Here is a 12,973-nt window from a genome sequence, read left to right as displayed (position 1 = left end):
TTTAGACTTATTTTAGTGTTAAACAACTTGTAAGTTACTTGAGTCTGGGTATATTTCTAAAATAGATGTTTCTTTGAGCTCTATTCCAATACTATAAAGCATATAAAAAAATGGGTCAATGTTATAGGGGTAACCAATGGTTTCTAAATAAATTACTGTTTTAGAATTAAGATTTTTAATACCCCACCATTTCCATTGTCGTTGTCTTATAGCATCAATCCAAGAACCAAAGTCCCATAGTTGGTTATTTGTAGAAAGGTCATCTCTAGTTATATTTTTCGTTTTTAAAACAAACCATTTGGGTAATGTTTTTTCCCAAACTTTATCGTCTTGACTTTCATTAGTATTCATCTCTATAATACTTCCCATTAGACTTTGTAATTTATCAAAAGATTTATTTGACAACTTAAAAGCAATAGTTATAGCTAATCCTGTTTGAGGAATACCATTAGAAATATCTTTCTTTAAAAGCCTATCTAATTCATTCATAATTTACTACTGCGCAGTTCTATTTATACTACTTTGGTCTATACTTTTCAGTAACTTTTCAAAATACTCTTTAGGTATACCAAATGAGTTATTTGTTACTGTTTGGTCTACTTGTTGTGGTGAACCTGGGTTCAATCTACCTAATCTTTGAGGAACAGCATTATTTCTTATTTCATTTGCAAATTCACTACTAACATTAAAACTAATCAATTCTGCATTTTCACCTCTTTTTTGTAAAAATTGTACAGCTCTAGCTTTGTCATCAAAGGTCACAAATAACATATCATCACCTTGTATACTTAAATCACCTGCGCCATCTACCGCAAATCGTTGTTTACTGGCATTAGGCATATCACCACCCTGAACCCTAAAGACCTTGGTTGCATCACTTGCCTCTTCTGTCGCATTAGCGACATTAGCAACTTTATTTGTAGCAACACGCATACCACTTGTAAGCCCTACACCTGAACCTCCCATTTGGGCTTGAACACCATAAAGAGATTTTGTTGTCTGTAATGAACTTCCCTGTGTGTTTTCGTATGTTCGAACAACTTGCGTAGCTGTATTACTCGCCAATTGTGAAGCATCTCTGTAAGGCTGTGCAACTCTATCAAAAGCTTGACTTGTTCTGGTTGTCATAGCACTTCCTTGACTTTGCCACCTTTTAAGAGTATTTAGCAACTCCTTACAACACATTTCTACTTGATTTCCATCTGGGTCAATAAAAAGAATAGGATTGTTTACGGTATAAGTATAAACAGATTGGTCATAATATTTTTCTGCCATTGCATCTGGCGTGAACCATCTTCCTAAAGCTGGGTCGTAGAATCTCGCACCATAATCGTACATATCAAGTCCAAGCTCTTCTTGGATTTCTTTTCCGTTGTACCTGAACTTGGAAGCCACGCTGTTACTGTTGGCGCTCACCACATTGTTGTACCCTTTGTGTTCGAGACCGAAGGGATAGTAATTTCTCTCATGTAAAATCTCTGTACTCGGATTTATCGAACCATTTCCATCAAGGTCTGAATACGATAGTCTTACATTATTTACTTGATCTTTATACTGATATACGTAATCATAGCCTCCCTGTCCATTGGGTTCCACATAACCTTCTGGTTGGTCAAACTGTTTCAAGCTTCCATTTTCGTAAATAAAATTTCCTGCGTAGTCCGTGACCGTGCCATTGCTGTTCTCCTTTTTGAGTTTTACACCCGTGGCAGCATAAACATAATCCAATGTACCTGCATTCGTACCTGTTACGGTTATTTTCGTTGGTAGATTTAGGTGGTTGTATTCAATCGCAGATATTCCTTTATTGGCATCGGACGTTAGGTTCCCGTTTTGGTCGTATACATATTCGTTACTTCCCATATAATCAACGTCCATAAACCCAACGCTATCGCTTCCTCCACCGTTTTCATCTTCAACAATGGTGAGTTGGTTACCGTTATATCTATAGATGAGTTTGTCAATGGTACCGAACGAGCTGTCACCCGTCTTTAAGCCTTCTCTGTCCAAAGTAAAGATATTCCCGTTCCTGTCGTAGGAGACATTGATCAGGTTATAGTGGGTAGTATTATCCACTGCCGCTGTTATCCGGTTTAGCGCATCGTACTGGTACGAATATCGTTCACTTGGCGTATTGCCCGAGGTGTTCGCACTTTGGGTCTGCCACAAGGTCTGGGAAATGTTACCATTGTACAACGGCTCTGGGTTCTCGTTACCTCCAAAATTGGTAGGGTCGTTGTACTTTATAGTGAAATTAAAAAGGTCGTTATCCACAAAAGGATCATCGTTTATGTTCCGCAACCATCCCCTGACGTTATAGGTATAATTTACGGTCTGTAGGCCTGCCGTAGCGGCATAATCCGTATTGGGCAGTCCCCCTACTTTTTTCTCCTTTAAAAGACCCAGATCATCATATTCGTTATAGGCAATGAGCTCTTCCGTACCGCCACTTCCACCGGAACCGTTGGCATCGATATACAAACGTGCGCCATCGGTCAAGGTGGCCTCGGTTACGGTAATGCTCTGGGTAGCCACCTGTGCCGAGTTGATGGAGCCACTCAATGGCAGGTTCATTGGCAGTCCGCCACCTGCACCATCACAGCTCGTACCCAAGGTCTCGTCCCCGATGCATTGCGTCTGTGCCAACAGCCTCCCCACATGGTCATAGCTGAAATTGTCGATAGTGACAACGGTCGCGTTGTTACGGGTATGGGCCGTCCTAGTCTTCAACGGTCTGCCTACAAAGTCCAATTGTGTCTCCACGATATCCACGGTTTCAAGATAATCATTTTTACTGTAGGAATAAACTGGCCTTGCCTTTTTATCGTAATAGGTCAGCGTAGTGATCCAATCATCTGTATCCAATACCTTTACCTTGCTTATGGTAGGCAGGCCCTTTACATTGTTGGCCCGGTCCACCATAGGGTCGCTCCCCAAAATGGTGATGGAAGCCGGTGCGCCGGTCGTAGGATCTACATAGGCATCGTAATAGTTGATGGTCAAGATCTCACTGAGCACCGTACCCGTAACCGGGGTAGGCGTCGGCGTCGGGAAGGCACCATTGTCATAATATATGCCCGTGGCACCTCCAAAATTGGTTGCCGCACCTGATTGCTCCACCCATAAATCTCCGGTCTGGGCATCAACCTCTGCTTGGATAGCGGTTCTCGCGGTATCGTCGGGGCTTGTGGCCTTTCCGGTATAGGCCACCCTGCCAAAGGCATCGTATTTGGTGAACAGCCATTCCTCAGGGGACTTGTCCCTTTGGTTGGCGTCCTGTGTCATGATCGGTTGGTCCAGTTTGTTGTAGACGATGTATTCCTCTTTCTTGCCCGGTAGCTGCTTTACGACCAAGCGGTTACGGTGGTCATAGGTGTATTGGTACCCTAAATCGTCCAGTTCGTTACTGATATCCGCAATGGACCTTCCCAGATCACTGGCATTCATCCTAGGCGGGAGCACATAGGTAAGGTTCCCAAAATCGTCATAGACGTAGTAGGTGTCGTGCGGGGCCTCGGCCTGGGCCTGTTCGCCTATATCAGCGGTGTCGCCGTCATTGTTCAGGTCCAGGGCGGGAACATCGGCATAGGTACGCTTGAGTACCACACGGCCTTGTTTATCGGTGAACTCTTCCGTAGTATGGTTTTTACCGGAGGTATGGTTCTCGTCCTTGGTCACGGTCTTGTAGAGTTCGCCTTCTCCATAATACTGCTGCTCGTTACCATCGTTGTCCGTACCGAATTCCAGCGTTGGGGTATAGGTATTGTCCGCAAAAACGGTGGTCACTTCGAACAGGCGTACTTCGTCAGAGGTCACGTTCGATAGATATTCGAACTCGATGCTATGATCGTTGCCCGTAGGGTTCAGTTTCCAATCCTCACCGGGTGCCGCTTGCTTTAGCACCCTGTTCAACGGGGAGGGCTCAAAGAGTTTTTGCGAGTACGCGTTGACATCGGTACCGCTCAGGTTCGGGAAATCGGTACCGTAATCGGGATGCGTCTTGTAATAGGTTCTTGTGGCCTCTTCCATATCGATGGTGCGATAACCGGCAAAAGTTTCGGCTTCCCCCATGCTAATGGGCAACCACTCCCTGTCCATCCTGCCAAAACCGTCATAACCGATATGGGTCACGATGTCTTTTGGGGTACCGTTGGTATTTTTGGTCGGTGACTGTGCGATCCCGGTCTGTTGCATGGGCCTTCCGAGTCCGTCAAAATAGGTAATCTCTTGGATCAGACCGTCGTCCTCTGTGAAAAAATTTGGTGCACTATCCCGCTCTTCCTGGTAGGTACGGGTATAGACGTAGTTCTGGTCGAGGGGGTCGGCCACTATACATTCATTTGATATAGATGTTATATCTGGACAATTATCGTCCGAATTCAGAACATAGCCAACAGGTTGCTCGCATTGAGGGGTACTTGGACTGCTAATATCCCCATAACCGTCGCCATCGGTATCGGCATACCAAATGGTATCAGGGTTAATTCGGGAATCGTTATCGTTACAATCGCCTAACGGTAATACGGTTTGAGTGTAGTTGTTCCCGGGGCTGGCACAATCATCTATAAATGAAACCGCATGGCCATCGTCATCTGCATCCAAATACCATCTAATTAACGGAATAACCGTTGCTTCAACATTGACGAATTCACCTTCACATTCCCCTACAAAAGTCTTTAATTTATAACCGGTGGTTTCATTGATCACCGTTGTCTGAAAAGGATTGCCTTCGAAAAGGAGTTGCGTACCGGAGGCATTGTACCATTTGTATGTGGCCCCACCAACTCCCGTCGCGGTAAAGGTCGCTGTACCGCTACCGCACCTAGACGGTGCGTTTACGGAAGGCGTACCCACTCCCGTAACGTCCACGCTTACCGTCTTCCGTGTCCCCGATTCAAAAAGACATCCCAATGAAGAGGTCATAGTTGCCTCAACGTAATAGGTCACATCGGTCGTGCCCATGACTGGACTGTAATCCCCTGTTGTGCCGACATGCACGGCACTGTTTGAAGTAGGAGAGGTAAACCACCGGTATTCTGTGCCATTGCCACCGGTACCTCCTATTACTTGCAACATTGCCGTACCACCGGGACAAATTTGGTAGGTAGGCGTTACGACCCCCAGTTGCGGAATCGTATTGTCTTCAAAAATTGCCTTAACTTCGATTCTGTCACTCTCACAACCATGATCGGAACTGCTTATCCAATACGACCTGTTCTGACCACTGACCGTTATTTCAGATACAAGATGGGGCGCATTGGTCCTTTTTATGGACGGTACAGGAGTGCCGCCCGTTGATGCTGTGTACCAAAGAATATCGATATCCGGATCATTGGGGGGAAGGTTTACATTACTGGCAGTAAGCGTAATATCGTTCGGGGCATTGCACCCATTATATACATCCGGAGCATTTGGTACGGATGGTGTGGTCTTTACCGTATAGTTTATTGTGAGCGTAGGGCCCCAGCAATCCGTACCGTTCACCTTTGCACGTAAATAGGCCACGGTTCCGCTACTCCTGTTGATAAAAGGGGCATCATTGGTATCGTTTTTCCCTGTACTACTGTTCTGCCAATACCATGTTATGTTGTTCGTAGGAGGATTATTCCTAATGATCTTGGTATTACCGCAGCTGTTTTCGACAGATTGTACGGTAGGCCGTGACGGCACTCCTGCCACACCCACGGTAAAGCCTATCGGCTCGCTCCATTTCAGTGTGGACTTATTCTGTGCCCGTATCCAATGTGTGCCCCCTACGTTGGTGGTATAACTATTGGTCCCGTTGGTCCTGCTCTTTCCCGTTGAGTTTAGACCTTGCCAGAACCAGTCGACACCGTTCGGCGGGGATACTCCATTAGGCCAGCGCATGGTGGTACTGCCGCAGCCCGGCTCAAGTACTATTGCATCGGAAGGTGGAGGAACCGGACCGTTCACCGTAACCGGGAACGTTATCGATTGAAAATTGTTATTGAGGTCCTGTAGCGTAACGATTACCTGCCGCTGACCTTCCTGGTTGAACTGAATGTCCGCATAACCGGAGGTGGGGTTCACCCTGATGACCGTACCCAGGGTCCTGCTCCAATCGGGATTGGAATAGGCTCCTCCTTGGATATAGTAACGATGGGTATCCCCCAAGTCTACCGTTGCGTCACCGCTGATGCTATACTGTGCATATGTACTGGTCAAGCCACTTAAACCCATGAGCAATACAAGTGCAAGGCTTGGTAAAAATTTAATATGAAACAAAATTTTCATGATTTTTTGGTTTAATCGGTTCTAAGGATTTGGGTGTATCTACTCGTTGATCTGCCCTTTGTAACGATACTCGTAATCGGTCACGAGGTCACCGTTCCCGTCCCGCACTTCCTTGAGCCTATTCAAGTCGTCATAGGCATAGTACATCGTATACCCACGGGGGTCCGTTATACTGGTCACACCTACCAAGAGATCATAGGTGTACGTGGTGACCATGGCCTGGGGGAAACCTTCACGCAAAGTTTCCAATGCGGCGATTAAGGTTTCTTCAGAGTTTTTATCAATGTCAAGTTCTGAATTGGCCACTACCTGATCTATCAGACCTTGTTGTTGCGTTGTTATCGTTGTTGGAAAACCTTCTTCAAAAGTCGCATTCTCGATTTTAGCAATAGGATATTCATAGTTGTAACCCCATACATAAACTAGGTGTACACCATCTGCTTTTGAAACTTCCAATGGATTGCCCTCATCATCATATTCATGATATACAACCCGATCTTCTAAACTATTTGCACCTTTAGAGGTTTGAATAGTTTTTACTGAAATAATGGCATCATCATTATTGGAGTTGGGGCCCCAATCTTCAAAATTTATACGTTTTATACTTTTCTCGCCATTCAACTCTGTTACTGTCTGTATGGGGGTGCCAACTCTTTTACTTTCTCCGTTTCTTTTCATTTTGCCAATCGCATTATATGCTTCTGTGGAGAGTGTACCTCCCTCTACTAAACCGTTGACACCATCAATATCATCTGGATAATATATTTTAGTTTTAATAGTATTGCCCTCGCTATCTATCAGTTCCGTACCGGTACGTTGTAGGTGATTGGGACTATCATAAAAAAACTTATTTACTGATACTACAGGATTTTCCCCATTACTATCATAAACAAATTCTCTAGTGGCACTAGGCTGTACCACATGTGAATAATAGGGATGGTACCTAAACTTGAAATAAGCAGGGCCACATATAAAATCAAAATATTCTTCATAATTGGCTATATGGTTTGGTCCGTCCGAATGATAAATCCATGGCTGAGGTGGGTTATTGTCATTATGGTTATCTCTATATTCATCCAATTCAGCTAGAGAATATATTCCTATACCTGTTCGATTTCCCAATACTCTTCTCACGTTTCCATTAATCCTATCGCCTGTAGTGCCAAGAGGAGGTATAGGAGCGTGATACGTTTTCCATCCTAATATATAATCCGCATTATCAAAAATTTCTTTGTAATCAATTGAAAGTAGGGGAGTTGATAATGGTATACGATAATCCGATAAATTTACGTCAGATGGAAAGTGAACTCCATTGATTTGATAATCATTCTCAATTTTTCTTACTAGTTTCCCATTATTATCATAGTGTATTTCCTTTGACAATAAGCCATTATGTGGATATTTTATTTCAGGAAAATCATAAACAAAATCCATATTATTGTAAAATCTTCTATGTTCGGGGGAGAACTCCTTTTGTGGCACCGAACAGTGATAATAATATTCCGATAGACCATTATCCTCTCCAGAGCGCGAAACCTTTTTTACGTCTACTTTGGTATATCCTACAAAGCCCCCTGTTTCTTTTAATAATGGATTTAAAGATTCTGATTTGGCTAATAGTGGATGTTGATCAGCATAAAGATTTGCTAAATAAGGTGTCAACTCCTTTGCAAGGCTTAAAGCATCAGTTCTATATCTTGGGTAATAAAATAAATTGCCATTGGACCTTTCATGACCTGATGAAAGTTTGGTATGATAATTATAATCAGACCTTAACTCCTCTCTATTATCGCTATCAAATTCCGCAATGCTTTTTACACGTAGTCCCGCTCCAGAGGAAAAAGGAAGACTATGTGCAGACCTGATCCATTCTGCCCTTACCGAGACATCACCTACATATGCCGAGCTGCCCCAAGAGGCATGTAATCTATAAGTTATATTATGGTCTGCAAAAATCCTTTTTGTAAATTTTCTAGCCAAAATCCCATTTTCTGGTGGAAGTAATGGTTCTGAAGTGACAGATGAGGTAAAATAGCGGTTAAACCCGTTAATTCCATCAATTAAGTTATTATTTTCATCGGTCAACCATACCCGAGCAGGCGAAAACTGATATTGACGGTTCTCCGTAAGGTTCATTACAACAAAATCAGCCGTGATGTTAAAATAACCATCTGATGTGCCTCCTAATTCTGCAAAATTAAAATCAATTGTCATTTCTTGTATATCATCGGGCCCAGAATCACTTGCAAGGTTTCCAGAGTGTATAGAGGGAAACTTAAAACCATCTGTAGTAGGGTCAACAGAAAATGGATGACTATTGCCATAGGGCCCTGGAATTGACTGCTGGTCATAAGTATTCAACTCTAAATCTATTTTTTTATAACCTCCTGTTGGGTAGTTGATGCGATTTAAGCTAAATATCTTGGCATGCTTTTGTACAGGATATCTTTTGGCAGGTTTTGCTCCTGGCGCATAGATACTGGTAATATCTGGTATAAAAATGCTGGGGTTAAAAACCCCATTATAAAAACCCCAGTAATCTTGGCTCAAGGTTGTTTTTGTAGGGTATTCTGAACTTTCATTATATACGAATGAATAGGGTTTTATATCATCTTCTATAATGGAATCCAACTTTAAACGTAATCGGATATCACTTCCTAAGAAACTGCCATCAATAAAAGAACTCCAATCCGCTACGGCACTTGGATCGCTATTTGCATTAACAAAATCGGCGTAATCGCCTTTATTTAAATTATACTGTGAAGTAAATAAACTAGGATCAGTATTGTTGCCGAAATAAGAATATACAAGGTCATAGTTTTTAACCAATTTTTGATTAATACAGTTACTATTATTATCTTTTTCCAAACAATCATACACTTTGACCGCATTTAAACTATGTGAATTTTTTATATCCTCGCGCTCCCCATCGACCGAATAATCGAACTCGATTTTGATGTTAGGTGCAGTTATTTTCTTTAAAAGAACTTGGTCTGTCTGTGTGATTGGACCTACTTGGTTCCATATAGCAGGTGTAGTATCCAGTGTACCGGTATAAGCAGTATAACTTTGAAAGAAAGAAGGTATTCTAGAAATCCTACCATCTGCCATATATTCAAAGGTAATTTCCGCACCGACGTTTGAAGTAATTTTCGTTAAATACCAACTTTGAACGACACCAAGTACACCACCAGTTGGATATGTGAATTGTTTTTGGGTAAATTCATACGTAGCACCATCCGGAGTTCTAATTGATCCTCCACCTTCATCTATATAAATAATCAAGTCAGTTTTGTTGGATAATTCCTTGATTGTCCCATCTTCATCTCTCATAAAACTACCCGAGTACCCAGCAAAATTATAATAATAGGTATCTGGAACACTATCGGGCTCCCATCCATCATTAGTACCCTCCGATGGGCCCACATTTCTAACATAGGTTGGCACCCCATTTACTAAAAAGTTACAATCACCATCAGAATCAACAAAACCGTCACGTGGATTTACCACATCTGGTGCATCAGGGAATAATCTGCCAACATCATAATCATCATTCATTGCGATAGTTCGGGTAATAACTCCACCTGCATTTAGTGCCCAACCCAAACCAACACTACTGGCTTCTTCATTGACCATAATACCGCCGGCGTGATAGTCTATAGATATTGGGAGGGATACATTGTCAACATTTACCGTATACAATGGAATGCCAATACTGGGTATTCCCGTATATTTATTAACAGGGGTAACAACAAATTTTGTCAGGGCTGCAACATCAGGATTGGCAGGTGCTAAATCTGTTGAGTTCAATTGCGCATTGGAAATGCGAACCGAACTTAATACTATTATAATCAATAAAAGATACTTCATTTGTTGGGTTCTTTAAATATTTGTCTGCTTGAACATTTCTTTAACATTAATCTTTAAGGTGTAGATTTTTCTTCCAAGGTTTGTATCCGTTTTTCCTGATTAATTATATACAGCGTCAACTCCTCAATTTTCTCTAGCAGGAGCTTGTTCATCTCGCCTAATTCTACGCCATCGGCCTCTACCTCTTCCGCAGATGGCATGTTGGGCAAGTGTCCTTTTTCGGCTATATGTTTTTGGATATCTTCTAGGGAAGGGAGCCGATATTCTTTGGAAAACACGTAATCTGGCCAGCTACCGCTGGGCTGAACCTTGACTTCTTCTGTAATCAGCTTGCCATTAATGGCCATATTGTATCCACTGGGCACCGTATTAATCCCAACGGCAACATTTCCTGCATTATAATAAGCCGTACTCCCGTTGGTAGACCAAACACTGGCGCCTGGTTCTGTTGCAACGTTAAAATCAGAGAAACCAAGATTGTCATTTATGAGGGTATTTTGTTCTTCGGTAGTCAATGCCCGATTCCAGATCATCACATTGTCAATCCTGCCGGTAAAACTACGGGTGGTGGCAGGTCCAGAAACATCATAAGAGCCAATGGTAACATCCCTGTCAGGGCTCACCCCATGTGTACCTGTGTGGACGACACCTTCTATATCCGTTGCCGAATTTATCCTAATAATTCTTGGCTGCCCCGATTTCCAGACACCAATGATTCGGGACCATGTATCCAATGGTGCGATCGTTGAACTTGTAAAATCTTTTTCACTACCATTGATGTTATTTCTGAGCCTTATCGTATTCGAATTCGTATAGGCTACCCCGTAAATATAATTACCGACTGTTCCCACTCCCTTCTGAAATATTACACTTTTCCCGGATTGACCATTGGCAGTGGGATATATATCTACCATAAAAGTCGTTTCCGTTCCGTCAAGATCTAGACTTTGGGAACTGGGAATTACCGCCATCGATGCTTGTGACCCCGTAAAGTTCAGTGCACTGCCAATGTTGCCTGCGACCGTGGTTGCACCGTTAACCGTACCGTTGTTGGTACCAAATTCATCGGTCAATACAGCGGAATCCTCCATTGAATAGGCGGATACCAAACCGTTCAAAAAATTGGAATGATCTGTGGTTTGACCATTTGTGTTTGCATGTAAAAATGAAATAATGGCAAATACGATAAACAGTTTTGATTTTTTCATATTTAAAAGGATTGGAAAATTCTGTACCAGATTTTTATTTATAATTTTTCTTTAACCATTTTTTCTATTCTCGACACTCTAGTCTCCTGCTGAATGATATAAAGCGTCAACTCCTCTATTTTCTCCAAAAGCAAGCGGTTCATTTCGCCGAGTTCAATACCGCTATTCTCAACTTCCTTGGCCGAAGGGATATTCGGCAAGTGTCCTTTTTCGGCGATATGTTTTTGAATCTCTTCCAATGAGGGGAGCTGGTACTCTTTTTTGAAGACATAGTCCGGCCAGTTGGCAGCCTCTACTTTGACTTCTTTTGTACGGATTTTTCCATTGACCGCCAGTTTGTAGGAACCAGTATCGGTAGTCCCGATGCCTACATTGTCCGAATAACTTGCCGTAGCGCCGTTGACCGACCATACCGAATTTCCGGTAGTGCCACCAGAATCGGAATCCGAATCGGTAGTGATGCTTATAATATTGCTGTCCCCACTTTCATTGCCCGCGGCATCCAACGCCTTTACCTTGAATTGGTAGCTTGTTGAAGCCGTCAATCCACTCACTTGATGGTTGGTCACCGTTCCCAAGGTCGTCAACAAACTATTGTCCCAGTATATTTTGTAACCGGTAACCCCAACATTATCCGTTGCACCGCTCCAAGAAAGCGAGACCGTCGTATCGGTATGGCCAGTACTGGTCAACGTGGCTGCGGTCGGGGACTGTGTATCACTAGTATTATTTGGCCCATTTATCAAATCCTGTATGGTAGGTTCCTGGCCGTTTACCTCGTACATTGAGGGACCGAACGTAATCATTTCATCACTGGTATCGGTTCCAGAATACATATAGGTTCTTAAGCGTACTATGGAGGCCGCTGACGAAAATTGGTAATCGGTTCCGTTCAGGACCATTTGTCCAGTTGCAGGGTCATATACCCCACCTAGGTTGGATCCGGAATAGCCATTGCCATGAATAAAGGCGATATAGAGATACCATTTGTTCAGTTCCGGCGTATCACCGGCCTCGAACAAGGGGTTGGTCGCATTGGACCCATTGAGGTTCAGACCGGCATTGGAAGAACCGGAATCATAGATATTAGGCGCAAAAATGATAATGCCATCTTGCGAGTTCGTTTTTTTGACCCATACACTAAAACGGTAAGTCTTGGTCGGGTCTATCGCTATATTATTTGTGTACCACCCTCCTTTGGCCCCAGAACTGTTTCGCAAAGCTTTCCATACTATGCTTTGATTATTGAACGGGTCGGTTCCCTGCTCCCTTATATTTATGTTATCCGTACCATACCTGGTGAACCCGGAAACAGAACCACTTCCTACGGTCCAAGCGGACGTATCAATAAAATCGGTCTGTGCGTTTGTACTTTGAAATGCAATAAGAATGAAAACGATGCTGGCTAAAAACGATGTCTGTTTGTTCATTTTGAATTGTTTAATGAAAAATTAAAAGTCTGCCGTATTTAGGAATACCTTAACAAATCGTTTTTTTTGTAGGATTATTTTGTCTTTAACATTATTTTTTTCTGTATTATTTATAATATATTGATTTTTAATTATATACAATTTTATATTTATTTTAAAACAATATTTTCCTACAATTTTTGTTATAGAAAGGCTTTTGCAAATCCCTAA

General features: G+C 42.6%; 5 protein-coding genes. All 5 read right to left on the bottom strand.

What is annotated here, in order from left to right; all coding sequences use genetic code 11:
• Positions 1-18: 18 nt before the first annotated feature.
• Genes ACKWBX_RS17430 through ACKWBX_RS17410 form a run of 5 tightly spaced genes read right to left on the bottom strand, consistent with a single transcriptional unit; the run spans position 19 to position 12,763 of the window.
• Entirely contained in the window at positions 19-489 is a 471-nt protein-coding gene (locus ACKWBX_RS17430) for a hypothetical protein (protein ID WP_413970007.1), read from the bottom strand.
• Positions 490-495: 6 nt separating this feature from the next.
• Positions 496-6,255, bottom strand: coding sequence for a DUF6443 domain-containing protein (locus ACKWBX_RS17425; protein WP_413970006.1), 5,760 nt, complete (start codon positions 6,253-6,255; stop codon positions 496-498).
• Between the two features lie 39 nt (positions 6,256-6,294).
• Entirely contained in the window at positions 6,295-10,125 is a 3,831-nt protein-coding gene (locus ACKWBX_RS17420; protein WP_413970005.1) for an RHS repeat domain-containing protein, read from the bottom strand.
• A 53-nt stretch (positions 10,126-10,178) separates the two neighbouring features.
• On the bottom strand, positions 10,179-11,333 hold the full coding sequence (locus tag ACKWBX_RS17415) for a LamG-like jellyroll fold domain-containing protein (RefSeq protein ID WP_413970004.1): 1,155 nt from the start codon (positions 11,331-11,333) through the stop codon (positions 10,179-10,181).
• Positions 11,334-11,371: 38 nt separating this feature from the next.
• Positions 11,372-12,763 (bottom strand): fibronectin type III domain-containing protein, encoded by a 1,392-nt coding sequence (locus tag ACKWBX_RS17410; RefSeq protein WP_413970003.1) that lies wholly within the window; start codon positions 12,761-12,763, stop codon positions 11,372-11,374.
• Between the last annotated feature and the right edge of the window lie 210 nt (positions 12,764-12,973).

The organism is Maribacter algae, assembly GCF_047345745.1.
GTDB lineage: Bacteria > Bacteroidota > Bacteroidia > Flavobacteriales > Flavobacteriaceae > Maribacter.
The sequence above is the reverse complement of the archived record's forward strand: the minus strand, read 5'-3'. Positions and strand labels throughout refer to the sequence as shown.

Bases quoted from the DNA above. Each gene is read 5' to 3' on its own strand.
- ACKWBX_RS17430 (WP_413970007.1), bottom strand. From the start codon at position 489: ATGAATGAATTAGATAGGCTTTTAAAGAAAGATATTTCTAATGGTATT.
- ACKWBX_RS17425 (WP_413970006.1), bottom strand. From the start codon at position 6,255: ATGAAAATTTTGTTTCATATTAAATTTTTACCAAGCCTTGCACTTGTA.
- ACKWBX_RS17420 (WP_413970005.1), bottom strand. From the start codon at position 10,125: ATGAAGTATCTTTTATTGATTATAATAGTATTAAGTTCGGTTCGCATT.
- ACKWBX_RS17415 (WP_413970004.1), bottom strand. From the start codon at position 11,333: ATGAAAAAATCAAAACTGTTTATCGTATTTGCCATTATTTCATTTTTA.
- ACKWBX_RS17410 (WP_413970003.1), bottom strand. From the start codon at position 12,763: ATGAACAAACAGACATCGTTTTTAGCCAGCATCGTTTTCATTCTTATT.